Consider the following 26,017-nt stretch of genomic DNA (forward strand, 5'->3'; position numbering starts at 1 on the left):
CAAAGATACTACTTTGGGACATCTGCCGGTTATGCGCATTCTTACGCGCACTCACCCACCGGCATAAAAAAATTTACAACCACAGGCTTTAAGAGAAACTAAGATAAACAACGCCCTACGGCGCAGAATTTTTGTCTGTCAACTGCTGTTTTACATTAATACTGATGGATACATTTATCAAACCCGGACTGTTCTTTTATTTAATACTCACTATAGCTGGTGTCCCATCGTGCCTGGGTCAGGGGACATTGCGGGGTAGTGCAGTCAGTATCGATATTGAGCCCGAGATAGGCATCCCGCTGGCTGGCTACGGGTCGAAGAACAGAAGGCTTGAAAAGGCTGACTGGAAAGGCGAAATCCCTCACTGCTTTATGTTTAAGCCTTCTGTTGGCCGCCATGATGCGATCAGAAGCAAAGTGATATTTCTGCAAAACGACCAGGAAAAGCTTCTCTTTATCAGCCTGGATATGATCGGGGTGAGCTACCGCTTTGTCAACAGTATCTATAAACTTCTTAAGCCACTTGGCTTTGAACGGGACCAACTGTTTATCTCTGCCACGCATACACATTCCGGCCCCGGTACCCTGACCCGTAAGCTACCCCTGGCTGTACTGGCTACAGACCTTTTTCAAAGGGAGAATTACGATTACATGGTGAGCAAGGTGCATGAAAGTATACTAAAGGCCATCGAACAGCAGGAACCCGTGGAACTTTACCGCACTGGCTTCCACACTGATGGACTTCAAAAGAACAAATGGAGAGACAACAGGGAGTATCATGTAGATGATGAGGTGCAGATATTATTATTGAGGAATAACAGGGGGCTCTGGTTGGGAGGAATGATCAATTATGCGGTTCACGGAGGATCTCTTGGTTCATCAAATTTAAAATATAGCGCGGACGTTATAGGAGCTATTGAAAGAAATATGGAGCAGTTGATCGGATCAAAAAACCCTCCGGATTCGGCTAAGCCGACTATTGCTTTATTTCAGGGCGCATTGGGAGATGCAGGGGTAATAGAACGGGGTTACGACAAAATGCAATGGATCGGTGAAGAGTTTGCACGGCAGGCGGCACCTGCTCTGGAAGATCTTCGACCGGTAGCTCCGAACCTTACCAGCTATAGCTCTAAGATATGGCTGGGCATTCCGGGATATTCTTTCAAGTATGCTAACAGTAAAACCCTGGCAAAAAAAGATTGGCTTCCTCCATTAAGGATACCAATTCCCGGACTCATGAATCAGCGTACAAGGGTCTCCATTGTAGGAATAGGCGATATCATTATGTTTACATGGCCGGGGGAAGCGTCAACTACCCTAGGCCTGAAGTTGAAAACGTTGAGTATGGAGATGGGCTGCGACCATGCATGGGTTTTGGGCCTTACCAATGACTATGTGGGATATTTCACCACTCAGGATGAATATAACGAAGGGGAATATGATGCCAGAAGTTCTTTATTCAACTTCAGGGGTGGCCGAAGAATACTAAAAAAATATAAGACGGAATTACAAAAAATCACAGAGACTGATAAGCTGGAACTTAAGGAAGAACTGATCTCAGCGGACTTTTAGAAGAATGTGAAAATACCTGTAGCCGGTCAGATAGTAAACAACCGGCTGTCTTCATACATGGTGATCAATAACCCCGGTATCAGGGGTACAATGTTACAGCTTGGCCATCCAGTACTTAAATACTTCCGGATGCAAAGGCTCCAGGTCTCGTTTTACCAGTTTATTATTCTCCTGGCCATAGAAGGCCTCATTTATGATATTATAGTGGATTACATAATTACCTTGATTGATTATCAATAATCCGTCAGCATAAGACTGTATTTTAAATATAAATCCAATGGTGGTTTGGATAAACCGGGGATGCTTCTCTCTCATTTTTCCTTCCTCAACTGCTCTACTTTCCGGAGCATTCAGGTGTTTAAACTCCTATGAGCTGCAAAAAGTTTATAACTGCTCACGGAAACCACAATAACAGGCAAATGACTACAGTACATGTGTATATTTCCCCACAGGTATGCGGCCAAATAGCCGCTATAGTTTATAAATTGGGCTGGCATCATTTTTTTATGTATCACAATACCTGAGATAAAAATTATCATCAGCTTATTTTCAAATCATTAATTATTGTGCCCATGATACCAGAGAAACAACCCACTCAGATGATTACAGATCAGATAGAATTGCTAAAATCAGAGGAAAGGAAGCTTAGAAAATTTTTAAGCTATAATGAAGAAGCTAAGCCCACCATAGCTATTCATTTGAAGGAAATTCAAAGAAAAAAAGAAAACTTTACAGCCTGTGTAATATGATGGGTATGGACGAATATGATGACACGGAAAGTGAAGAAAAAAGCGTTAATCAAAGTCGTATTCCTCAGCCGACCGGCAGGTTTGGCAGTGCCCTGATAAACTGGCAAAAATAACATCATTGCGAAAGTTTATTTACAGATTGATGTATGTAAAATACCACATGAGCCAATGTCACAAATGCTAACTTACTGTTAAAGAGTATTTTAATTTTGTGGCATTTGCTTTTCATGTGTGCATTGAAAAGTGAAAGTATTTAACACTCTTCTTATTATTCACGCATAAATGCAAACAAACATGAACACACAACTTATCTCTGCTACCACTATTGAGGGAACTGATGTTGTAAACGCCAAAGGCGAAAATATCGGTGAGATCAAAGATTTGATGATTGATTGGGAAAACAGCACTATAGCGTATGCTGTATTATCCTTTGGCGGTTTCTTAGGCTTTGGTGAAAAGCTCTTTGCCATACCTATGGAAGCCCTGGAGTTCGACACCAGCCGGCAAGATACTATCATACTTGACATTGAGAAAGAGCACCTTGAAAATGCTCCGGGATTTGATAAAGATGAATGGCCTGCTCATGCAGACCGCACATTTATTGATTCTATCTATAAACACTACGGATATGAACCGTACTGGACAAGGTATCATCCTACGGATTATTAGTTTGTAATAAAAACAGTTTACAGGTTCATAAACCTTGGCGAACCTGTAAACTGCTTAATTTTTTGGGCGTGTGCCACTTCTCTTTTATGCTCGGCTGACCGTTCTGTATCCTTTTCCCCTACGGTAAACGATATCTTTGCATTGACTCCATATGACACTATTTTGCCGTTCTCAACATTCGCATTCATGTTGCTGATATTGATAGACCTTATGTTATCAACGCTTTTTGAAGCTTCATCAAGCGCTTTTTGAGTGGCATCAGAAAAACCCTTCTCTGATCCGGCTATTACTTCTGTTACCCATAACTTCAATTGTTTTTGGTTAGACATTATTTTACTTTACTCAAGTAAAAAATTCATGCCAGACGATCGATTTTAGAAGGTTTTGAACTTTTAGTAATATGCTATGTACTCTATTGTAAGACTGCGTAGATATATGTGCCCGCCGGAATTTATTATACTCTGAAGCAGGCTACGAGGTTGAAGCTACACTTACACGTAATTGTCTCACATGTTGAGGTTATATCATAGACAATAAATCATTCAAACGATTGCGGTATCGTTTGAAATTTTCCACATTTTTAACTGTCTATTTCCACATTTTTTCAAAAAAATGAGTTTAAACATCTTATATAACTATCTATAAATAAGTTAGTTAATCAAGCACCCCCTTTTTGGCATCATTTTATACTTTAAATAGTGTACTCAACTACCATTAAAATGATGATCCTGCCATGGAGATAGATTACAATAAGTTAGTGAAGAATGATTGTGGCTGTCTGGAAGAGATAAAGGAGGCATTAGGGATTCCTTGCAATTTCAAGGCGGGAAAAGTTATAGGGCGCGTGCTTCACACCCTTCGCAGCAGCCTTACTTATTCGGAATCAGCCGACCTTATACAATTACTGCCTGACCCGGTAAAGATCATCTATGTTTCTGACTGGAGATTGAAGACGCCCAGAATTGAACTCAGGCATCTGGATGATTTCGTCAGGGAGGTTATGCGCAACGACAAAATGCATGCAGAACAGGTGTTAAGCAATGAAGTAACGGCTTTGAAGGCCGTCATTACAACTGTAAGGATCATCAATAAGTATATTGGCATATTATCTTATAATTTTTTCAAATACCCACTTAAACAAGAGCTGGAAGAAGCAATGTTTGAAGCGGCATAAATTTTTAACTATGGACACACTGGAACATTCTTATTATGTAAGAAAGCACTCTGATGAATGGAGGGTAACTGTAAATAACCCGCTACATGGCAACGGTATTGCCGGTACATCAAAAGAAGATGCCATAAATAAAGCTATTGCATTGGCAAAAACACATCTTCCGGCTCAAATACTCATCTATTCCGAGCATGGTGAGCTGGTGGAAAAAAGAATTTTTCCAAGATTCTCAGATCCTATCAGCTTTGAAACCTGGTCTACTGTGTAAAACAAAAACAGGAAACCCGGCATACACAACATACTCAGTGCCATTTCTGGCCTGTGTACTTGTTTAAAACCGCGACAGATTAGAATTACTTTAATTTCTCTATAACTTTAAGTAAGTTTTGTTGTTGCTTAATTAGTGTTATAGTGAGTGATTCAAATTAATCCTCAGGTTAGACCCATCCGGTAGTTCGGTTTATTTAGTAGTGATAGGAAACTAAGGAATAGTATAGTAGATGATGAAGAAAAAGGTTTTGCTCTGCGACAACGATCCTGATATAATTGAGATCGTTTCTTTAATATTAGCAGGGAAAGGATTTCAGGTATATGTTTGTACCACATGTGAAGAAGTACCCGAGAAAATAGAGAACCATCAGCCGGACCTGATAATAATGGACTTATGGATACCGGAGATGGGTGGCGAGGAAACAACCGTTATGCTGAAAAAATCTCCTAAATATCAAAACATACCCGTAATCATACTCTCAGCCAATAACGAAATTGAAATGATTTCCAAGAGAAGCGGGGCTGATGGTTTTATCGCAAAACCGTTTGAAATCAAAGAGCTTGTAAGTAAGATCAATGCCCATATAGCAGCGTAGATGATATTTTTCAACGCTCTTTGCATATATTTCCCCATAAACGAACTCCTGCGAATTGATTATCAATAAGTTATAAAATGGCATAGTTTTGCTAATACCATAGTCAAAAGATTTAAAACTAAAAAAAATATTAAAGACTATGGCTAATAAACTAAATAACCTCGAAGACCTGTTTAAGCATGAATTAAAAGATCTGTACAGTGCTGAGACTCAAATTTTAGATGCACTACCTAAAATGGTAGAAAAAGCGTCGAACCCTGATCTTAAGAAGGCTTTTGAGCATCACCTTGAAGAAACCAAAAATCAAAAGCAAAGGCTGGAAGAAGTGTGTAAAAAGCTGGAAATGGATCCAAAGGGAGAGACCTGTAAGGCTATGCAGGGGATCATCAAAGAAGCCCAGGATATGCTTAAGGAAGACGCTGACCCTGAGGTGATGGATGCTGCACTCATTGCAGAAGCACAACGTGTAGAGCATTATGAAATAGCTGGGTACGGAACAGTATGCACTTTTGCAGAACGCCTTGGATACACTGACATTAAAAATAAGCTGGCAGAAACTCTTGATGAAGAGAAAAATGCTGACCAAAAGCTAAGCACGGTCTCAAAAAATGTGAACGCCAAAGCTGAAGCATCTCACTAGTGTATTGGTTCAGGTAATCCTCGACAGGCTATATCCGACTAGGGTATAGCCTGTCTGCTTTTTTAAGATGTTTCAAAGCTTACAATCTGAAGGTTTACCCCTGAAACCCGTAACCTGTGCCAACAGGTGTCGCAAACACAGATTCAAAAATGTTGGTGTCTCCTTTATAAATTTGCTTAATACCCGTTATTTGGCCCTGCCTTCTTCCCTTCCCCATTCACTGAGTCAGGGTCTGCTGCCAAATATCAGCTTCGAAAGCTTTAGCATAAACGGCCGGTGTGTAGTGACAAAGTGATAACCATAATCACTGATTGCTCTGAAAAAACCGCTACGGGTATACCACCTGTGAAAAAAGCTCACAGGTCTGCGTTTATAATACCTCATACTTCTGTAGGCGGCATCAGGACCATTATAAACCCTGCCGTCAGGCTCTATTAACCTTACGGCCCCTTCAAAATAACTTTCTGGAATATCAGGAAACCTGCCCGCCTGTCGTTGGAAAGTAACATATTCAATAGCCCCTCCGGTATGTTTTTTCCAGACAGTAATCCAGTATTGGCAAAATCCACATTTGCCGTCCCATACCATTACAGGTTTTTTAGCTGGCGGATATAAGGTTCTTTTCAATTTCTTAAACATTCCCGGCTATATTTCTTTTAATACTATTAAACCAAATAAGAGGCCACGATTTTAAATGAGCGACAGTACCGCAGGTAAAGAGTACCAGTGCTTTATAAACATTTTGGGGTTCTGACTGTTGCTGTGAAATGAAAGTTTAAATGTTTAAAATTTGTAAGGCTCAAATCCGCTTATGAAGCTGTCAACCTCAATATTGCCATGTCATATCCTGAAGTAGACATAAAGTACAGACAGATATTCAACCATCTTCCTGGTAGATATTTAATATTGAACCCTGATTTAACTATTGTAGCAGCCAGCGACAGTTACCTTTCTGCCACGCTCACCAAAAGGTCGGAAATTATCAACAAATACATTTTTGATATATTTCCCGATAACCCTGCCGTACCGGAAGCCAGAGCCACAGAAAAACTGAATGAATCCCTTAGCCAGGTATTGCGTACCGGAAAAACTCATATTATGGACATCCAGCATTACGACATCCCCAAAAGAACGTCGGAGTGCACCGAATTTGAGACACGCTACTGGTGCCCTTCCAACATTCCCGTGCTGGATAATACCGGGGATGTTGAATATATTATACATAGTGTGGAAGATATAACTGAGGAAGTGCTAAGCCGGCAGGAGATCGTACGGAAAAACGATCATATCATGGTCATAAGCAGAAAACAAACAGAAACATCGGAGGCTCTGGGGACCATTGATAAACGCCTCAGGCTAATTACTGATATCATACCGGCAATGGTGTCTTATGTTGATAACGAGCACCGATACAGGTTTGTCAATGAAGCTTATGTAAAGAACTTCCATACATCAAGAAAAGAAATTGTGGGAAAGAAAGTTGAAGATTTTCTGGCGCCTTATTTATCTAAAGATATTTCCAAAAATATTGAGGCCGTACTACAGGGGAAAGTACAGAGTTTTGAAATAAAAATACAGCCAAAAAAAGATGTACAACAGCATCTGGAGGTCATCTATCTGCCTGACATTAATGATCAGGGTGAAATTATGGGGTTTGTTTCGATGATCATGGATGTCACGGATAAGGTGAAATACTACGATGAACTCACTAAACTCGCTGAGGAGAAAGAGCGGCTTATCCTCCAAAAAGACGAATTCATAGAAATGGCCAGCCACGAACTCAAAACTCCATTGACTACGATCAAAGCTTATATTGAGCTTATGCTGCTGGATATAGAAGATCTCGACCATACTACCCTAAGAAACTATCTGGGCAAAGCCAATAGTTACATTAATCAACTCCACCGCCTCATAACGGGACTCTTTGATGTGAGCACCACAAATACCGGCAGGCTGCCATATAATTTTAGTTATTTTAATCTTAAAGAGGTGCTGGAGATTTGCAGCAATAATGCCAGAAACATATCCAAAAAACACCAGATCGAATGTCATTATAACATGAAGGGTAAAATGTATGGCGACAAAGAAAGGCTGGAGCAGGTTCTGGACAGTCTGCTTAACAATGCAGTGAAATACTCACCTGACAATAATGATATACTTCTCAAAGCCGAAAAAGAAAACGATGAGGTGTTGATTACTGTTAAAGACAAGGGAATAGGTATTCCCGGAGAGGAACTCGATAATATTTTCAAGCGCTTCAGTCGTGCCCATGCACTGAGCTATCACAACTCCGGGCTTGGCCTCGGTCTCTACCTCTCCAGGGAAATTGTGGAGCGCCACCGGGGTAAAATATGGGCTGAAAGTGAAATAGGAAAAGGCTCTACTTTCTATGTAAAACTGCCCTCGAAGCCTGTTATAAGGTAAACTATCGCTCTGTCTTATCTTTTCCCTCTTTTTTGTTCCTGGAAAACAGATTCAAAAGCCAGCTATTGTTTAAGGTATTCATCACCTCATCCAGGTCTTCAGTCCCTGTTTTCACGTTGTACATGGTCTCCTGGAGATTCCTGGCGGTAATACTGTCATTGAGCAATTTGTCAAGTAAGCCTTCGTTATCATTCAGCCGGTGCATAAACCTCTTCAGGTCACGGCTGGCATCAGCCAGGTTCTTCCCTGCATACCTTACCGAATCAAGTGTCGTTTCAACAGACTTGCCAAGTTCTTCATCATGTATAGCCCTGGCCAGTAAGCCGTCTCCGCTGTTCAGTCTCATCGCTGCCAGCTCAATCTGATCGGTAATTTGGGCAGCATTTACACTGGTCTTTTCTATTGACCCAACTATGTGAGATACCCTGCCCGCCAGCACGGAATCAGAAACTACCTTTCCTAATAATCCTTCCGCATTCTTTATCTGCCGGCTTATTTCATTGAGATTACCTGTTAGTTCGCGGGCATTGTCGGAAGTCCTTTTGAATGAGGCTATAACGTCATCTATACTTACCGGCTCTTTGGTTTTGAGAACATCGCCGTCTTTCAAAACGGGGGCCTGAGCCGACCCTGCCGAGATACTTACTATTTTGTTGCCCATAAGCCCATCCGAATCAATGGTGGCAAATGCATCCTGCTTAATGAAACGACTTGCATTTTCATTGATCAGGAGGGTGACCCTCGCAGTAGAGTCGGTAGCTATTTCAATTCCCTTAACCGTACCCACCTTGATTCCCGAAAACCTCACATTATTGCCGGACTGTAGCCCTCCTACATTTTTGAATAAAGCCGTTACCTTTACCTTGCTGCCAAAAAGCTGCTGCTGACTACCTATATAATAGATCAGCCCTATAAACAGTACCAGACCGAGAACAATAAATATACCCAGCGTTATATCTTTTTTAATTTTACTACTCATCAGTTTTGTTGATTAAAGCCCATATTATTCAAAAAAGTCGTGTAACCACTCATCGTCTGTTCTTTTTAACTCATCAAATGTACCCTCATATTGAAACACACCGTCTCTGATCACTTTCATGCGGTTGGAGGTAATCCTCGCGCACGACATGTCATGCGTTATAATGATTGACGAAGTGCGGTAGGTTTCCTGCATTTCTACAATCAGTTCACTGATCTCTTTGGATGTAGCGGGGTCAAGGCCGGTGGTCGGCTCATCATAAAGTACGATATCTGGCTGCAGGATCAACGTTCTGGCCAGGGCAATTCGCTTTTTCATTCCTCCTGAAAGCTCTGAGGGCATCTTATGGATGGCTTTCTCCAGCCCCACATTTTTTAAGGCCTGCTGTATCCTGTCCCGGATCTCACTGGCAGAAGGCTTATCTGGCATTCTTCTTAACGGAAACCGAAGGTTTTCCTCAACAGTCATTGAATCATAGAGAGCGCCCCCCTGAAACAAGAAGCCTACTTTTCTCCTTAAGGCATTCAGCTCATCTTCTTCAGTCAGGCGCTGTACATTCTTTTGCAATACTTCCAGCTTACCTTCGTCGGGTTCTATCAGCTTTACAATACATTTGATAAACACAGACTTACCCGTTCCGCTTTTGCCAAGCACTACTATATTCTCACCTTTACGAAGTTCCAGGTCAAGTCCTTTCAGCACCTGATTATCACCAAATGATTTATGTAGATTCTTCACATCAATCACTATTTCCTCTTGTTTATTCATCAGATAAAAAGCTGAGTTAACTGAACAGCAATAAGGTCTATGACAAAAATGAATAATGACGAAATCACAACTGCTGAATTAGCGGCCCTGCCCACTCCCGTTGTACCTTTATCGGCTGTGGTCCCTTTGTAGCACCCTATTATTCCGATGGCAAACCCGAAGAAAAAGCTTTTAATGGTCGGAGGGATCACATCCGTGTAAACCAGTATATCCAGCGATTGCTTATAAAAAAGCGTAGGGCTTACATCTCCTTCAATATTAACACCTACATATGAGCCCATAAGCGCAATGGTGTCGGCATAAATGACTAAAACAGGAATGGTAATGGTTGTCGCTATCACACGGGTCACCACCAGGTAGTTAAAAGCATTAGCTCCTGACACCGTCATCGCGTCTATTTGCTCAGACACCTTCATAGAGCCCAGCTCCGCTCCTATGCCGGAGCCTACCTTACCTGCACAGATCAGCGCCGTTAACACGGGACCTATCTCTCTGATAATAGATATAGAAACCATGGCCGGCAGCCATGACTCAGCACCAAACTGCTCCATAGTGGGTTTGGTTTGCAAAGTCATAACCAGACCAATGATGAAGCCTGTTATGCTGACTAAAAACAAGGAGTTGTATCCCAGTTGATACGCCTGGTTCAGCACTTCCCGCCACTCCAGTGGTGGCTTTAGTAGTTGTTTAAAAAAACGTCTGGTAAAACGACCTATCCCTGCAACGTTGAGAAAGAAATCCTGAAACGAGCCGGGTAATGATTCTGCAAATTTCATTGAGTATCCGGATGTCCGGCTTTGTACTTATTACTGGTTTTTAATTACGCCACAGCCTATCCTGTCACCGGCAGCACCTGAGGGTTGAGAAGTAAAATCATCTGCTCCGGTATGTATGATCACCGCCTTATCAATAATACTGCAAAGACTGTCTCCATCAATACACCAGCCTTCTATCGTCATAGACATTGAACCTTTGCCATCAGTGTCTACTTCCATATTTCCGATGTCTCCTTTATGAAACGGAGGGTTACCCCGCTTACCGTGTTTTTCATTGGTGGGATTCCAGTGTCCGCCGGCTGATTTTGCATCTTTAGCACTGCAATCACCCTTTTCATGAATATGTACCGCATGTGATCCTGGTTTGGCATTTTCAACATTAAGCTCAAATTTTACCCGCTCATTTCCGGTATTGGTAAAGGTAGCCTTTCCTGTAAGGGTGCTGCCACTGGCGCTGTGTATGTCGGCAAAGGCCATTTCTTCAACATTTTCGGTATTCATATCTTCATCGGTAATGTCCTCTGCAGATTCATTAAGCTCTCCATTATCCTCCATTGTATCTCGTCGATCTTCCGAACCTGGCCCACAGCTAAAAAGCAATATAACCAGACCAAAAACAGGTAGATGATTCTTTAAAATTTTCATAAGTCAATTAGTTTGTGGTTAGATACTGAAATAGCCTAAAAATACATGCCAGAAAAGATTAAAAAGGCCATGCAGTAGCTAAAGGGCTCCCTTTAGGATTTATATGAAGCTTTTAATACGGCTGGCATTTACCGGCGAAGGACATTATATGCCTCATTGTGGAGTATTTTACACACAAAGCGATCAACTGACCCGTGAAACAGGCACTTTTTTGAGCTTCATTGTTAGCCTTTGTATGCCGGTGGCATGTCGCCTCATCCCTTTCCAGGGATCGCTAACGACCGCCAGTCTATCCAATATGTTGCTTATATTGAAAGCTCGCGAATGTATATTTTTATTATCCAGTTCGCTCCAATGCAATGGGGTAGCTATAGGGGCATGAGGCAGGGGCCTTAAACTATAAGGAGAGACCGCTGTCTGCGCATAGCCGTTTCTCTGAATATCAAAGTATATTTTCCCCTCTCTTTTCTTAATGAATTTCTCTGTGGTAAAAACATCAGAATGCCACCGCGTAAGATAAATGGCTATTTTCCCTCCTATTTTTCGGCTTTGATCAAATGTAGCCTTTCCGTCCAGCGGCACTACGATATGTACACCCGAAGAGCCTGTGGTCATCACAAAAGAGGTAACTCCTATTTCATCAAAAAAACTTTTAATAATAAGTGCAGCAGTTCTCACCTTTACAAATTCATCCGAGGGAGGATCAAGATCTATAATGAATTTATCAGGATAATTGACCTCAGGTATGATTGATAGCCAGGTATGGAAGGCTATGGTGGCCTGGTTAGCCAGATACACAAGGGTAGCTACATTATTACAAATGGTATGGTTAACTTTCCCTCCTTCCTTCGATACTGTAGCAGTCTTTATCCAGTTTGGAAAATAGTCTGAAGCCTCCTTCTGGTAGAAACCATTTTTATGAATACCATCAGGAAAACGTTGCAGCATAAGCGGCCTGTTTGCAAGGTGTGGCAGCATTAAAGGAGCTACCTCTTTGTAGTAGTTAATAATATCTGCCTTCACTCCCTGCCCCTGGTAGATCACCTTGTCTTCATTGCTGATCTCTATATTTCTCCGGCCTGCTTTCATAATAGGAGCTTATTTTTTAACCTGGGCGAGCTCCCTAATCTTTAATAATGAGTCGTGTTTCCCTGTCGTACCTGATGTAGCTCCAGGCCCAGTTTATAAAAGTTACCAGCCTGTTTTTAAAACCCACCAGGGAAAAAAGGTGTACCCCAAGCCATACCAACCAGGCAGCGGCACCCTGAAACTTTAGGCCTGGCAGATCTACAACGGCCTTTTTACGGCCTATTGTGGCCATAGTTCCGTTATTTTTATATTTGAAAGGTTTTAATGGTTTTCCCTTACTCATCCGTATAATGTTCTCCGCCATGAATTTTCCCTGCTGTACGGCAACAGATGCCAACTGCGGATAGCCATTTGGGTATTCATCGGTCTCGATGCTAGCGACGTCCCCCAATGCAAATATTCGCTCATACCCTTTTACCTTCCCGGTGGTATCAGCCTTTATCCTTCCTTTTTTGGTGATCAGTTCATCATTAATACCTTCGGGAAATGCACCTGACACTCCCCCTGTCCATATCATAGTTTTAGCCGGTATATTTTCTCCATCTGTTTCAACTATCTCACCATTGTAGCTGAGTATTTTGGTTTCCTTTTTAATATTCACACCAAGCTGCTGCAGGTACAACTCCGATTTGGCAGAGGCCTCATCAGACATGGAAGCCAGCAATTCCGGTAAAAGTTCGATAAGGTATATTCTGGACCGCTCCGTATCAAGGTCAGCATAGTCTTTTGGCATAATATACCGGCGGAATTCAGCAATTGACCCCGCCAGCTCCACACCTGTAGGCCCTCCACCGGCTATTACCACGTTGGTAAGCTTTTGGCGCTCATGCGGATCATGGGTAAGCAAGGCGTCCTCAAAGTTTTGTAAAATCCGGTTTCTGATTTTGAGTGCTTCGTCCACACTTTTCATTGGCAACGCGTGTTTTTGAATACTTTCTATGCCAAAATAATTAGTACGCGCACCTGTGGCTATCACAAGGTAGTCATAGGCAAGGGCTCCACGGTTGGTAACAATCACATTGTCTCCGGCTTTTATGAGCTTAACCTCAGCCATTCTGAAATGATAATCGGGATGTCTGCGCAATGGCTTCCTCAGTGGATATGCCACCGCGTCAGCCTCCAGACCTGAAGTAGCAACCTGGTAAAGTAAAGGTTGAAAGGTATGGTGGTTGCGCTTATCAATAAGTACAACCTGGATGTCGCTCTTTTGAAGATTTCTAATAAGGTGAAGTCCGGCAAATCCACCCCCAACAATTACCAGCCGCTTACGCTCAGTTTTCCTGATTCCCCAGGTCTGCAATTTCTCCCACCGGAGTCTTTTCTGTTTCCTCATCAATAAGTTGAAGTGTTGATTGCGTCATACATAATATAATTACTCCCGTGCATTAGTGTGGTACATTCGATTCTGCAACTACCCATTGCATGGCCCTGGCCTTCTCCGACATATCGAAGTATTCCACCTGAGCTGAAGTAAATGGCCTGGCAAATTTGGCTCCCCATTCCAGCCATTGCTTGTCACCTACCATGGCCACACGTTCAAAATCATTAAAATGCCGGGCATCAAATTTCAAATCTTTCCATATAGCACCAGGCTCCACCTCTTCCAGCTCGCCTACTTCGCAGTAGAGATTGATTTTTCCATGTTTGCTTATTTTATCCTCCAGCAGGCTCACTACTGGTTCATAATCTTTCGTGGTAAGCTCACCGTTCATACGGATAGCTACCGCATTATCGTGGTTGCTGGTTAATATCTCAATCATGATTTTTGCTTTTTATAATGTTATACTTTTCATAAAGGAAAAAACTATACCGCGTTATGCTTCAGCAGCAAAATGCAGAAACTCCATATCAATAGAAACACATCAAAACAGGCTTATTCAGATCAGTGAAACCCTTTCCGCTTCAAGCGGAGTCATTGAAAAAGCTTTCTTTTCTGTTAAGGAAATAGTTGTACCATCAGCTTCCGTGTAATAATCGCCACGGTTAGGAACTACTTTGCTCAGGGTTTTGATATTTCTTACGATGCCACTTTCCTTATAATTCTTTTATATGGGGAGCATCATCAAAAATCATGGCCTACCGGCGATAAATTATTCATGTAGTGTTACTTGCGTGTTACATTCCTGTAAAGCACTTCCGGGGCGCAACATATCGCCTGAAAAAAAACGAACATTTTAATTTAGCGCCCGTTTTTATGATTGTCTGAGGAGATTGAAAATGAAAAAAACCATACTATTTGTTGCCCTGGCTTTAGCATGTACGTCCTGTTTTGAATACAACCCTAACCAGATTATTCTTGAGGATGACGAGAAGGACCTTACCGCCAGAAATATTGCTTTGATAAAGGAAAAACCTGCCCCGACTACCATTAGATTTGCTTTAATGGGTGATACTCAGCGGTTTTATGATGAAACAGAAGATTTTGTCAAAAGCATCAACCAATATAACGACATTGATTTTGTGGTACATGCCGGAGATATATCTGACTTCGGCTTGGCTCAGGAATTTCAATGGGTACATGATATCATGTCCAAGGTCAAATTCCCATACCTTACGGTGATCGGTAACCATGATCTGCTCGCCAATGGCCGAAAGGTTTATCAGGAAATGTACGGAGCCATGGATTATTCGTTTGAATATGGCAACTACAAATTTATTATGCTCAATACCAACTCAAGGGAGTATGAATTTGACGGCACCATTCCTGACCTTGTATGGCTGCGTAGCCAACTGGAGAACAACCCTGACAATAAAAAAATAATTGTTATATCTCATATTCCTCCCTTTGATGGTGATTTCGATCCTGACCTCGAGGAAGAATATGCCTCTCTGCTATCTGCTGACCCCAATGTTTTATTTTCCCTGCATGGTCACCGCCATTCTTTTTCGGATGACGAATATTATGACGATGGCGTACGGTACTTCGTGACCACCACTACCCAGAAAGGTGGTTATGCCATAGTTACATTAAACCCAACTGATGCCCAAATAGAAATTGTTAATTACTAATGAAAAACCTAACTGTTATATTTCTTTTGTTCGCAGGTGCTTTTACTGCTTCAGGGCAAGATGATGAGGTAAAAAAAAGCTGGCTAATCCCTGACCACTTAAAGGTACAATTTGCCGGAAATATCGGCTTCCTCTCAATCGGCACGGGATATCTTCATGGCAAAGGAAAGCTTGAAACAGATTTTTATTTTGGTTATTTACCCAAAAGTATCGGTGGAGACCATATCATAAGCACATCTCTAAAAATGACATACTCGCCCTGGAAGATTACCTTAAATGAGGAATATACCCTGATACCGTTTTCTATCGGGCCTTACCTGAGCTATTCCTTCGGAAGCCAGTTTGATACCATTCTTCCCAATGAATATCCGAAAGGATATTACTGGTGGGCCACATCACTGCGTTTCGGAGCATTCATAGGCGGACGGATACAGATGGATATCGGTGAGCGGGAACGCATAAAATCATTTGATTTTTATTATGAGTTGGGTACTTATGATCTGGAGTTTTTGAGTTATATGCAAAACAGTGAGAGCTTGCAAATTTCGGACGTATTCAGCCTTGCCCTCGGTGTAAAGCTCCGGCTCAATTAAACTGTAAGGGCCCGGGAGCAATATGCTCCCGGGCCCTTACATTTTTAATTAACCCAATCAGTAAGAAAAGTTATTCTTTGTACATCTTGTAATTGATCACATCACCTCCTGTAGTCAGTCTGAGGAAATAAATACCGGTGGGTACGCTGCTGGCATTCCACTTTACGGAGTGATGACCGCTGTTCAATGGTCCATCAATCAATACCGCCACGCGCTTTCCTACATTATCATAAACGACTAGCGAAGTATGGCCATTGGTTTTCACATGAAAATCGATGGTTGCCCCGAAAGTAAAGGGATTAGGATATCCGCCCATAACCTTTTCCTTTGGCTGAAGCTGCTCCTCACCGGATGCCATCCGTGCTGTAAGAGCGCCATCCAGTGCATCGAGATACGGCCGGTGGCTGTTGGAAAATTCATAGCCATTGGCAATATCCCAGTTGATTGACCAGGTCATCAGGCCTCTGAAGTCAGCATATCCACCGGAGTTTATCAGTGTGTAGCTTCCTCCAAAAGGTATACCTTTGATCAGGTAATCCAGTGCTTTATGTACATTAGCCGGTGTAGTGTATCCTCCACCCGCAGCAGCCGGAGCGGCAGGCAAGCCTATAGCAACCTGATCTACCCTTAAAGCTGGGAAATCGGCAGGGTTACTGGCTACGGGGAAACCCTGCAACAACATTTCTGCCATAGCCACATGAAAATCAGGTGTGCTTTGAGAGTAGCACCGGCCATCCAGCCCCAGCATACAACCTGAGTTGTAATGCTGCACATGGATATAGTCCATTTGATTTCTGAAAGCATAAATTACAGGAAGATATGCGCCGTAAGCACCTGCGTAAGTACTGTACCCACCCTGCACAAAGGCGGTTTCCGGAGCCATGGAAAGGATAAAGTCAGAGCCAAAGCTATTGATCACAGTTTGCGCCCCAGCTATGAAGTGTACAATTTTAGGTGAGGTAGGGTTCCTGAAGTCGGTATCGCCCGAAACCAGAGATAATGAACTCCCTTCCAGGTCGATATCCATGCCACTAAAGCCATATTCATTAATTAGGCTGATCATACTGCTGCTGAATGCCTGTGCATCCGAACTGCTGCTGACATCTATGGCCCCATTGGCTCCACCAATAGATATCAAAACTTTTTTACCCCTGCTTCTAAGTAATGCCACATCGTCTTTAAACTCCTGAACAGAAGGATAAATGGCAGGGTCAGGTGCAAAAGTCATATTAGCTCCCGACGGGGTGGAAGGTTCCGCAAAGGCTATATTGATTACATCCCATTTGTCAGAAACATCCCTGAGCTTAAGGGTACCGGAGCCATTGTTGAAATTATGCCAGTATCCTACTATAAGTCGCTTGGGTAGCTCACCGTCGCCACCGCCACCTGAAGATTCCACTGTTATGGATACAGCAGCAGAAGTAGCAGCACCTCCGTCATTATCAGTAGCTTTGGCAGTCAGAGAGTAGTTTCCTGCAAGGCTGGTCCAGTTTACCTGATACGGACTGGAGGTGTCCTCACCTATTTTGGTTCCGTTCCTGAAAAACTCAACCTTCGAAACGGTACCATCTGTATCGCTGGCACTTGCTGATATACTTACGATGTCACCTGCAGTATAGGTGCTGCCATTAGCCGGAGAAGTGATACTAACCGAAGGGTTTTCATTATCACCACCACCGCCATCGCAGTCGCTGACATAGGTCCATGCATCCTGCCAGTGCTGACCTTCACCCGGAGCATAAGCCCATGCAGCGGCCGAAGAGCACCACCCCGGGATATCGCAGCGATATTTTTTGCTGACATTTTGCACCTCCTGATTCTGACTATAAGCCGTACCTGCCACATACTGAGGCACACCCGAACAGCTTCCTCCAGAACCCGAGCTGTTCACTGTTACTGATACCACTGATGATGTCGTGCTGGCACCTTCATTGTCAAAAGCTCTTGCTGTAAATGAAAAACTACCTGCACTGGCATTGCTTAAAGTTAAACTGTACGGCGACGAAGTGTCTTCTCCCAATTTGGTCTGCCCCTGGTAAAATTCCACTTTGGCTACGCTACCGTCGGCATCCGAAGCACTGGCTTGCAGTTGGATATTATCACCTTCTGTATAAGTAGCTCCATTTGACGGTGCTGTCAACGCTACCGAAGGAGGCTGATTGCTGCCTGATCCATCACACGGCCCGAGGTTGGTCCAGTGCTCATAGGGGTCGGAGTATTCTTCCGGATTGTTATTCTGTGTCCAGTAATTAGCGCGGTACTTATTGCCATTATATTGCACCTCGGCTCCGCCGGTATAAACCGTGGATGAACTCCATGCCTGTACGCTGCTGCAGTCCAGTTCGTAAGCAAATAGCTGGCCCGGTAAGACCAGAAAGGCCAGTATTACCATTAAAAACATAGCAATATGGCAGGATATATTTTTATAGATATATTGCATAAGGATAATCTTATATTTATAATCAATGATTTTCAGAAAAGGACCAGTCTGGAATAAACCAGACCAGTCCCGGGGAAAAGAAGGTTATTTTTTGAACATTTTCAGGGTCATTACACGCCCACCTGACTTTAACTGACAGTGGTATAAACCGCTTGGTAAGCTGGTGGTATTCAATTCATAGTGATACTGTCCTGCAGTTAACTCGTTATCCACAACCCGGAGCACTTCCGCTCCAAGGCTGTTGTAAATCACCAGACTAACCGGTGAACTTTCAGGGATAGAAAAATCGATGACTGTGTATGCTGAAAAGGGATTTGGGTAATTCTGTTTTAGGCTGAAAGATTCAAATCCTGACTCATCAGCTTTTGAAATTCCTGAGGACACTGTTCTGGCAGCGCTACTACCGCATGCTCCTATATTAGTCCAATGTTCATATGGATCAGAAAATTCTGCCGGATTGTTGTTCTGAGTCCAGTAATTGGCCTGATATTTAGTACCATTGTACTGCACCTGATCACCTCCCGTATATATCTCGGAAGCAGACCATACGGGTAAGCCCCCGCAATCTCCACCACCTGTAGTAGTTACTGAAACAGATATGGCTGTGCTTGTACCAGTGGCTCCGTCATTGTCAGTGGCCCTGGCTGTTACCGTATAAGAGCCGGCGCTTACATTACTCCATGTGACAGTGTATGGAGCAGATATTGCCTCACCAATTTTAGTGCTTCCATGAAAATACTCCACTTTGGCAACGGTACCGTCACTATCGGTGGCTGAAGCAGTAAGGGTAATATTGTCGCCTTCATTGAAATCAGCTCCATTGGCAGGTGAAGTAATGGAAACAGAAGGAGCCTCATTGTCCGGATCAGGATCTCCACCTCCACAGTCTCCCAGCAACGACCAGGCATCCTGCCAGTGCTGTCCTGCTCCGGGCTCGTAAGCCCATGCCGCATTTGACGAACACCAGCCGGGTACATTGCATCTGAATTTCTGATTCAGATTCTTCACCTCCTGGTCCTGATTGTAGCTGGTACCGGCCACGTATTGCGGCAAGCCCCCGCAATCACCTCCGCCGGATGTCTCAACGGTTATGTTAACAACAGCTGAAATAGTTGCTGCTCCTTCATTATCAGTGGCTTTTGCAGTAAGTCCATAGGCCCCCACGGCTGCACCATTCCAGGTATAACTAAAAGGCTCCGAGGTGTCTTCTCCCAGTTTGTTACCATCTTCATAAAACTCTACAAGCACTACGTTTCCGTCATTATCAGATGCATCCGCCGTGATAGTGATAGCGGCACCTTCTAAAACGGCTGTTCCTTCAGCCGGGCTTGTTATGGCTACTGACGGAGCTTCATTTGACCCTGGCTCATTTACTGTAATGCTTACAGCTCCTGAAGTAGTTTGTGCATTATCATCGTCGGTAGCCACTACTGTAAGGCTATGCGATCCCAGAGGAGCATTGGTCCAGGTATAACTGTAAGGTGAGCTAAGGTCCTCACCCAATTTAGTCTGTCCGGCATAAAACTCTACTTTTGAGACTACTCCATCCGCATCAGATGCTGTGGCTGTTATGGTAATATCGGTTCCCTGTATGAAACTGCTTCCACTGGAAGGGCTTGAAATGCCCGCCACCGGTGGGTTATTCGGACAGTTTGGGGAGCAGCCTCCAGCCATAATGCCATCATATATCTTGTCAATAAGGGAGTTAGATCCCGAAGCTACATCCTGTGTAGATTCCCAATACATAGCGCCGGCCAGGCTATTACTATGAATATAATCAATTTTGTAGTCAAGTGATTGATTGTCTTCATAAGAGATAAAATGGCCGCCCATTTGATTAGGGTTATAGAGGTAAGGAGCTTTGGCCACGTCATCCCAGTACCGTGTATAACCATTTTTATTGATAAAATCAGATACAAGATCTTTGTAATCATGTACACCAGATGGCTGCCCTGGTTCATCCCAGGAGCCCGGAGGCGGCTGAGTGGCAGTAGAAGGCTGATAAAGCCCGTGAGAATCTCCGGCCTGCACATTGCGCCACTCCCTGCTGTAAATGGGTAGCCCTGCCGTAATTTTGCTGGCAGGAGCTCCCTTACTGATGTAGTGCATGATAGCAGAGTTAACGTTAAATTTCGGATCAATGATCGGAGAACCGTCGGGGTGGTTGCCGACCCCGTCACCGGCACTGTTGTACAGAGGTGCATGATGCCCTGTATAATTGGCCCATGCCCCATTCATATCATACGTCATAATGTTGACCCAATCTACCACATTAAAGAAACCGGGTACATCCATCGCGTCAATCTTTGAAGTACCGGCACCTACTGCTGCAGTGATATAATAGTATTTACCATCAATGGTCTGCTGGGCATCGAGTTCGGCACGGATGGCCTGTACAAGTTTTGTATAGTTTACTCCATCTTCAGGGCTGCCCTTTCCTGCGTCATTGCCGCCACCACCGGGATACTCCCAGTCCAGGTCTACTCCGTCAAATTTATACTTTACTAAAAATTCACGGACAGACTCTGCAAAAGCCTTGCGGTTGGCTGCTGTAGCGGCAGCTTCGTAGAAATGCGTAGACCATGTCCACCCACCTACGGATATCAAAGTTTTCAGGTGCGGATAGTACTGCTTTAACTGGTAAAGCTTGTCAAAGCTGCCTCCTTCCTTTTGCAGGTCGGCAAACTCATCACCTACCACAATACGATACGTTGAAGGATTGATGTTGGCAAAGGCAAAATTGATATGGGTCATCCTATCTGCCCGGATATTTTGTACATGGAAATTCCTTCCATATACACCCCAGGATATGTAATAGGCTATGATCTTTTTAGACGGATCGTAACCTGAAGCCGGGGCACACTGGGGCTTGCCACATGGAGAAGGGAATAAAGGGCTCAGATTCTCTACCTCAAACCCCGACGCACTGATGTTTGAACCATGCATGGTGGCATTAAAGGGAGGTATGGAAATACCCGCATATTTGGCATTTACCGATATATCCACTGAAGCATTGGCTCCAAGCGCAGTACCTCCGCCCCATGAAGGTGGTGTCCATTTATACCGGTTGTTTCCAAGTGATGAAATAGTACCGGAGTAGCTGGTAACCTGAGAGTAGTAAGGGTTAAGTTCAAATTCAACATAGTAATCCTCAACGGCTGAGGACGTATGATTGGATACCTTTAAAGTCCCTGTGAAGTCGGGAGCCAGGCGCTGCCCCTGCGTCCATGTAGCAGAAAAATTCTGAGCGACAGCTGTACCCGCTGCCATAAAGAATATTAATGCTAAAAGCATGTGCTGTTTAAAGCAAACCTTAAGTAACAGACATAATTTTTGGTAGGGTAATTTGGTCATAATAGTTGGTTTTAGGTTGTAAAATCGATAGGTGTGTGAGCACCAATAACCTATGATTTATCAAAATCAGCATCTAATTCCAACTTTATTAGCTGAATGGAAGTAAAGTGTAGCTAAGTGCAGAAGAAGCCACCCCACCGGCAGGTAAAACCACCTGATTTACAATTGGTCAGCTCATTTCAAAAGCCCTGCAATATAGCCGGTGGTCCAGGCAGCCTGAAAGTTAAAACCACCGGTTACACCATCAATATCAAGCACTTCTCCGGCGAAGTAAATGCCCGGCATCTTCCGGCTTTGCATAGTATTAAAATCAATATCCTGCAGGCTTACCCCGCCGCATGTTACAAACTCCTCTTTGAAAGTAGTTTTCCCCTGTACTTCGTAGATATCATTGATGAGGATGTTCACCAGTTTGTTATGGCCCTTCTTACCCAGCTCACCCCAGGTAATATCCTCTCTGAGTTCAATTTTAGAAAGCAGGAAATCCCATAGCCTGTTGGGTATGTTAAACGGATTAGCATTTTGCAGCTTTTTCCGGGTGTGGTTTCCTGCCTGTTCTGAAAGTATCTGCTGTATATCTGCCTCAGTCAATTCGCCCAGCCAGTTGACCTGGATCTTGAAATTGTAATTGAGCTGGTGAAGCACTCTGGCTCCATAGGCAGAAAGCTTGAGTATTGCCGGTCCGCTCATACCCCAGTGAGTGATGAGCAGAGGGCCTTCCTCTTTCAGTTTCGTGCCCTGCACACGTACTGAAACATGGTTTGCCGTAAGCCCCATTAGCTTCTTTATCGGCTCGTGAGGCATATTAAAAGTAAACAATGACGGTACAGGTGTTTCAATTTTATGCCCCAGTTGCTCCAGCCATTTAAAACCTTCCGGTTTGGGGCTGCCCCCTGTAGTGACTATTACCTTTTCAGCCATTGCAGTCAGGCCATCCTTCCCTTTGAGTAAATAGCCTTTTGAAACCGAATGAAGGCCTGATACCGGGAAGTTCTGCTTTATGTTTATGCCGAGCTTTACTGTTTCCCTGATAAGACAATCAATAATCGTCTGGGAGTCGTCGGTAACCGGAAACATGCGGTTATCAGGCTCGGTTTTTAATTTTACTCCCCGCTGCTCAAACCAGGTTACTGTATTTTGAGTAGAAAATGTACCAAAGGCTTTTTTTAGCTGCTTTGAACCTCTGGGATAAAATTTGGCCAGTTGAGAAATGTTAAAGCATGCATGGGTTACATTGCATCGCCCTCCACCGGATACTTTGACTTTGGCTAATAGCTTAGCGGACTTTTCATAGATGGTAACGTTAGCATCCGGATGATGCTGCTTTGCTGAAATTGCTGCAAAAAACCCCGCGGCACCGCCGCCAATAATGGCTATTTCCATTCATAAAAAATTCAGCCATAAAGCAAGTCAATAAGTTACACAAAAGCCACATATTGTAGAAGAAAACTCCCTCATCATACAAGCTTCTCCTTCCTAAATCCGGTTTTAACCCCAAAATAAGGTCAGGTATTATTTTGGTTCTTATCCTGGGAAAAACCATTTGAACCAATGACCATACTGGGAAACATAATAAAGAAGGCTATAGAGCTAAAGGGAAAGTTATCCGGTGACGATGACCCGGCGGGGCTTCAGGAGAAAACCCTTTATAACTTACTGGATAAGGCAAAGGACACCGAATTTGGCAGGCACTTCAATTTTAAGGACATTTTGAAAAGTGATAATATAAGAGAAAGCTTTGCGGAATGTGTGCCTGTTTATCACTATAACAAAATGCGCAGCGACTGGTGGCTCAAAATGGAACAGGGCCAACCTGACATTTCCTGGCCAGGGAAGCCAAGCTACCTGGCTCTGAGCTCGGGAACTACCAGCGGTGTCAGCAAAAAAATACCTGTAACAGAAGATATGCTACAGGCAACCAGGCAGGCCAGCTTAGAGCAAATTACCTGTTTATCAAATTTCAATCTTCCGGCTGAGTTTTTTGAAAAGGAAATACTGATGCTCAGCAGTAGTACCAATCTTAACGAGGATGGCGAATATACTGAGGGGGATATTAGCGGCATTAGCACAAGTAATATCCCTTTCTGGTTCAGAAATTACTGTCGCCCGGGTGAGGAAATATTTAATATTGATGACTGGGATGAGCGCATACAGAAGATTGCCGAGCAAGCTCCGAAATGGGATATCGGGGCTCTTTCAGGTATCCCATCATGGATTGAGCTTATGCTTAAAAAGGTTATGGAATATCACGGGCTGAGCAACATCCATGAAATATGGCCTAACCTGAGGGTGTACGCTACCGGTGGTGTGGCCTTCGGCCCATATCAAAAGAGTTTTGAAAAGCTGCTGGCAAAGCCACTCATTTACATTGACACTTATTTCTGTTCTGAGGGCTTTCTTGCTTTTCAGGCAAGGCCTGAGACCAACTCGATGAAACTGTCGCTGGACAACGGGATTTATTTTGAGTTTGTACCTTTTACGGAAGAGAATATACTGGAGGACGGATCAGTAAAGCCCGGCACAAAAGCGCTGACACTGGAGGATATCGAAGAAGGCGAAGAGTATGTGTTGCTGATTTCCAGTGTTTCGGGCCTCTGGAGGTATGTATTGGGAGACACGGTAAAGCTTACCAGTAAAGAGCGTTATGAAATAGATATTACCGGCCGTACCAAGCATTTTCTCAATGTAGTGGGTTCCAAACTTTCGGTAAACGATATGAATACCGCCATACAAGCACTGGAGGAAAAACTCGGTGTAACCATCACGGAATTTACTGTAGCCGCTATTAAACAGGGTGATCATTTTATACATAAATGGTACCTGGGGTCAGAAGATCTTAAAGATAAGGATGGGGCAAGACAACTCATTGATAACACCTTACGGAATGTTAACCATAACTATCAAACGGCACGTGAACAGGCTCTGTCGAACGTAGTAATAGAAGTGGTCAGCCCTGATGTATTTTATGAGTGGAATGAAATGAAAAACAAAAAAGGAGGCCAGGTAAAAACTGCAAGGGTAATGGATGAGGAGCAATTCAGCGAATGGGAAAATTTTGTGCGCACTTTGAGGGTAGCTACCGGCTAGAATTGACACCTATTCCCCGGGCATACAGATCAGACCCTTCCCGGCGTCGGGAGGGCGGTGGCGACTGTCTGTCCTTACGCTGTCCCCTGCCAGCACACACTTGCAAATCTTACCCAACTGTCAGCACAATCTTACCCATGTGATTACTGCTTTCCATCAAGGCATGTGCCTCAGCAGCCTGCTCCAGCGGGAAGGTTTTGTAAACTATTGGTTTGATAGTTTTATCCGCAAGAAATGGCCAAATGTTTTGCTCCAGTTTTTGGGCAATTGCATGTTTAAAAGCATGATCGCGTGCCCGTAAAGTCGATCCCGTTATTGTAAGCCTTTTCTGCATAACTTTGAGCAGATCAACCTCACCTCTCTTTCCTTTCATGGCATTGATCATTACCAGGCGGCCTTCCGTTCTTAGCAGGTTAATATTTTTAGGAGTATAGTCTCCTCCTATCATATCAAAGATAATATCCACACCCTCGTTGCCGGTGGCTGCCATTAAAGCCTCCTCAAAATCAGTTTCATTATAGTTAACAGCTTTTTCGGCACCGATTTGTTCTGCCAGGCGGCACTTCTCTCCGGTCCCTGCTGTGGTGTAAGCCTTACCTCCCATGGCTTTTACCATTTGAATAGCCGCCACACCTATCCCTGAAGTGCCACCATGTACCAGCAGCCTTTCCCCTGTCTTAAAACCTGCCCGGTCAAATATATTGGTCCAGACAGTAAAGAAAGTTTCCGGCAGTGATGCCGCCTCTTTAAAATCAAGTCCGGCTGGTATGGGCAGGCATTGACCGGAAGAAACCGTTACGTATTCCGCATACCCGCCTCCGCCCAACAAAGCACATACCTTATCACCCGCTTTCCACCTGCTGCCCTCTTCCCTGACTTCCTTAACTACGCCCGCTATCTCCAACCCGGGAATATCATCCGGCACACCCGGAGGAGCCGGGTAGTTTCCCTTGCGCTGAAATACATCAGGTCGGTTAACTCCGGCAGCTTTAACTTCTATAAGCACCTCACCGTCTGCAACTTCCGGCCTGTTCCGTTTCTCTATTTTAAGTACTTCAGGTCCGCCGGGGCTGGTAATTACTATTGCTTGCATCATTTTGCTTCTTTTGGAATTATTTCATTGATGTTATAAACATACTCCACACTGGATTAAGCATCAACTTTACCGTCTGGCATTTGATGAATTT

The 26,017-nt window shown here is 43.6% G+C and carries 26 protein-coding genes; 12 read left to right on the forward strand and 14 right to left on the reverse strand.

What is annotated here, in order from left to right; genetic code table 11:
• The first annotated feature begins 164 nt into the window (after positions 1-164).
• Positions 165-1,571 (forward strand): neutral/alkaline non-lysosomal ceramidase N-terminal domain-containing protein, encoded by a 1,407-nt coding sequence (locus tag LVD17_RS24120; protein ID WP_233762168.1) that lies wholly within the window; start codon positions 165-167, stop codon positions 1,569-1,571.
• A 93-nt stretch (positions 1,572-1,664) separates the two neighbouring features.
• Here LVD17_RS24120 and LVD17_RS24125 read toward each other — a convergent pair whose 3' ends face one another.
• Complete coding sequence (locus LVD17_RS24125) at positions 1,665-1,886, reverse strand: hypothetical protein (RefSeq protein ID WP_233762170.1); 222 nt, start codon at positions 1,884-1,886, stop codon at positions 1,665-1,667.
• Between the two features lie 257 nt (positions 1,887-2,143).
• Between LVD17_RS24125 and LVD17_RS24130 the strand changes: the two genes are divergently transcribed.
• Positions 2,144-2,320, forward strand: a complete 177-nt coding sequence (locus LVD17_RS24130; RefSeq protein WP_233762172.1) for a hypothetical protein — start codon at positions 2,144-2,146, stop codon at positions 2,318-2,320.
• Positions 2,321-2,614: 294 nt separating this feature from the next.
• Complete coding sequence (locus tag LVD17_RS24135) at positions 2,615-2,989, forward strand: PRC-barrel domain-containing protein (protein WP_233762174.1); 375 nt, start codon at positions 2,615-2,617, stop codon at positions 2,987-2,989.
• A gap of 17 nt (positions 2,990-3,006) precedes the next feature.
• On the opposite strand, the gene LVD17_RS24140 is transcribed toward LVD17_RS24135, so the two are convergent.
• Complete coding sequence (locus LVD17_RS24140) at positions 3,007-3,318, reverse strand: dodecin family protein (protein WP_233762176.1); 312 nt, start codon at positions 3,316-3,318, stop codon at positions 3,007-3,009.
• 404 nt (positions 3,319-3,722) lie between these two features.
• Here LVD17_RS24140 and LVD17_RS24145 point away from each other — a divergent pair, with 404 nt between their 5' ends.
• The 4 genes from LVD17_RS24145 (at position 3,723) to LVD17_RS24160 (ending at position 5,666) form a co-directional block, all read left to right on the forward strand.
• On the forward strand, positions 3,723-4,163 hold the full coding sequence (locus tag LVD17_RS24145; protein WP_233762178.1) for a DUF2267 domain-containing protein: 441 nt from the start codon (positions 3,723-3,725) through the stop codon (positions 4,161-4,163).
• 10 nt (positions 4,164-4,173) lie between these two features.
• Entirely contained in the window at positions 4,174-4,428 is a 255-nt protein-coding gene (locus LVD17_RS24150) for a DUF2188 domain-containing protein (RefSeq protein ID WP_233762180.1), read from the forward strand.
• Between the two features lie 232 nt (positions 4,429-4,660).
• The gene (locus tag LVD17_RS24155; protein ID WP_233762181.1) at positions 4,661-5,026 is read left to right on the forward strand and encodes a response regulator; all 366 of its coding nucleotides are present in this window, start codon (positions 4,661-4,663) and stop codon (positions 5,024-5,026) included.
• 139 nt (positions 5,027-5,165) lie between these two features.
• Complete coding sequence (locus LVD17_RS24160) at positions 5,166-5,666, forward strand: YciE/YciF ferroxidase family protein (protein ID WP_233762182.1); 501 nt, start codon at positions 5,166-5,168, stop codon at positions 5,664-5,666.
• Between the two features lie 225 nt (positions 5,667-5,891).
• Here LVD17_RS24160 and LVD17_RS24165 read toward each other — a convergent pair whose 3' ends face one another.
• Entirely contained in the window at positions 5,892-6,293 is a 402-nt protein-coding gene (locus LVD17_RS24165) for a thiol-disulfide oxidoreductase DCC family protein (protein WP_233762183.1), read from the reverse strand.
• Between the two features lie 210 nt (positions 6,294-6,503).
• On the opposite strand from LVD17_RS24165, the gene LVD17_RS24170 reads away from it, so the two are divergent.
• The gene (locus LVD17_RS24170; protein WP_233762184.1) at positions 6,504-8,090 is read left to right on the forward strand and encodes a sensor histidine kinase; all 1,587 of its coding nucleotides are present in this window, start codon (positions 6,504-6,506) and stop codon (positions 8,088-8,090) included.
• Position 8,091: 1 nt separating this feature from the next.
• Here LVD17_RS24170 and LVD17_RS24175 read toward each other — a convergent pair whose 3' ends face one another.
• The 7 genes from LVD17_RS24175 to LVD17_RS24205 all read right to left on the reverse strand — a co-directional run bounded on the left by LVD17_RS24175 (position 8,092) and on the right by LVD17_RS24205 (position 14,107).
• Positions 8,092-9,069 carry an MlaD family protein gene (locus LVD17_RS24175; protein WP_233762186.1) on the reverse strand — a complete coding sequence of 326 codons (978 nt, stop codon included), beginning with the start codon at positions 9,067-9,069 and terminating at the stop codon, positions 8,092-8,094.
• Positions 9,070-9,093: 24 nt separating this feature from the next.
• Positions 9,094-9,837: an ABC transporter ATP-binding protein gene (locus tag LVD17_RS24180; RefSeq protein ID WP_233762188.1), complete on the reverse strand. Its 744-nt coding sequence runs from the start codon at positions 9,835-9,837 to the stop codon at positions 9,094-9,096.
• Complete coding sequence (locus LVD17_RS24185; protein ID WP_233762190.1) at positions 9,837-10,613, reverse strand: MlaE family ABC transporter permease; 777 nt, start codon at positions 10,611-10,613, stop codon at positions 9,837-9,839. The genes LVD17_RS24180 and LVD17_RS24185 overlap by 1 nt, the downstream gene beginning before the upstream one ends.
• A gap of 30 nt (positions 10,614-10,643) precedes the next feature.
• Positions 10,644-11,258 (reverse strand): superoxide dismutase family protein, encoded by a 615-nt coding sequence (locus tag LVD17_RS24190; RefSeq protein ID WP_233762192.1) that lies wholly within the window; start codon positions 11,256-11,258, stop codon positions 10,644-10,646.
• 183 nt (positions 11,259-11,441) lie between these two features.
• The gene (ligD, locus tag LVD17_RS24195; RefSeq protein ID WP_233762194.1) at positions 11,442-12,347 is read right to left on the reverse strand and encodes a non-homologous end-joining DNA ligase; all 906 of its coding nucleotides are present in this window, start codon (positions 12,345-12,347) and stop codon (positions 11,442-11,444) included.
• A gap of 34 nt (positions 12,348-12,381) precedes the next feature.
• The gene (locus LVD17_RS24200) at positions 12,382-13,680 is read right to left on the reverse strand and encodes an NAD(P)/FAD-dependent oxidoreductase (RefSeq protein ID WP_233762196.1); all 1,299 of its coding nucleotides are present in this window, start codon (positions 13,678-13,680) and stop codon (positions 12,382-12,384) included.
• 52 nt (positions 13,681-13,732) lie between these two features.
• Positions 13,733-14,107 (reverse strand): SpoIIAA family protein, encoded by a 375-nt coding sequence (locus tag LVD17_RS24205; RefSeq protein ID WP_233762198.1) that lies wholly within the window; start codon positions 14,105-14,107, stop codon positions 13,733-13,735.
• On the opposite strand from LVD17_RS24205, the gene LVD17_RS24210 reads away from it, so the two are divergent.
• The 3 genes from LVD17_RS24210 (at position 14,106) to LVD17_RS24220 (ending at position 15,949) form a co-directional block, all read left to right on the forward strand.
• The gene (locus LVD17_RS24210; RefSeq protein ID WP_233762200.1) at positions 14,106-14,318 is read left to right on the forward strand and encodes a hypothetical protein; all 213 of its coding nucleotides are present in this window, start codon (positions 14,106-14,108) and stop codon (positions 14,316-14,318) included. The two genes, LVD17_RS24205 and LVD17_RS24210, sit on opposite strands and share 2 nt — an antisense overlap.
• 246 nt (positions 14,319-14,564) lie before the next feature.
• On the forward strand, positions 14,565-15,356 hold the full coding sequence (locus tag LVD17_RS24215; RefSeq protein WP_233762202.1) for a metallophosphoesterase family protein: 792 nt from the start codon (positions 14,565-14,567) through the stop codon (positions 15,354-15,356).
• A complete protein-coding gene (locus LVD17_RS24220; RefSeq protein WP_233762204.1) occupies positions 15,356-15,949 on the forward strand; it encodes a hypothetical protein in 594 nt (197 codons plus the stop codon). The genes LVD17_RS24215 and LVD17_RS24220 overlap by 1 nt, the downstream gene beginning before the upstream one ends.
• A gap of 70 nt (positions 15,950-16,019) precedes the next feature.
• Here the strand turns inward: LVD17_RS24220 and LVD17_RS24225 are convergent, their stop codons facing one another.
• The 3 genes from LVD17_RS24225 to LVD17_RS24235 form a co-directional block, all read right to left on the reverse strand.
• On the reverse strand, positions 16,020-18,389 hold the full coding sequence (locus tag LVD17_RS24225; protein ID WP_233762206.1) for an Ig-like domain-containing protein: 2,370 nt from the start codon (positions 18,387-18,389) through the stop codon (positions 16,020-16,022).
• Positions 18,390-18,473: 84 nt separating this feature from the next.
• On the reverse strand, positions 18,474-21,683 hold the full coding sequence (locus tag LVD17_RS24230) for a glycosyl hydrolase family 18 protein (RefSeq protein WP_233762208.1): 3,210 nt from the start codon (positions 21,681-21,683) through the stop codon (positions 18,474-18,476).
• Between the two features lie 234 nt (positions 21,684-21,917).
• On the reverse strand, positions 21,918-23,126 hold the full coding sequence (locus LVD17_RS24235) for a BaiN/RdsA family NAD(P)/FAD-dependent oxidoreductase (protein ID WP_233762210.1): 1,209 nt from the start codon (positions 23,124-23,126) through the stop codon (positions 21,918-21,920).
• A gap of 168 nt (positions 23,127-23,294) precedes the next feature.
• Between LVD17_RS24235 and LVD17_RS24240 the strand changes: the two genes are divergently transcribed.
• Entirely contained in the window at positions 23,295-24,830 is a 1,536-nt protein-coding gene (locus LVD17_RS24240) for a GH3 family acyl-acid amido synthetase (RefSeq protein WP_233762212.1), read from the forward strand.
• A 109-nt stretch (positions 24,831-24,939) separates the two neighbouring features.
• On the opposite strand, the gene LVD17_RS24245 is transcribed toward LVD17_RS24240, so the two are convergent.
• Complete coding sequence (locus LVD17_RS24245; RefSeq protein WP_306415959.1) at positions 24,940-25,926, reverse strand: NAD(P)H-quinone oxidoreductase; 987 nt, start codon at positions 25,924-25,926, stop codon at positions 24,940-24,942.
• Positions 25,927-26,017 lie beyond the last annotated feature (91 nt).

The organism is Fulvivirga ulvae (assembly GCF_021389975.1).
In the GTDB taxonomy this organism is placed as follows: Bacteria; Bacteroidota; Bacteroidia; order Cytophagales; family Cyclobacteriaceae; genus Fulvivirga; species Fulvivirga ulvae.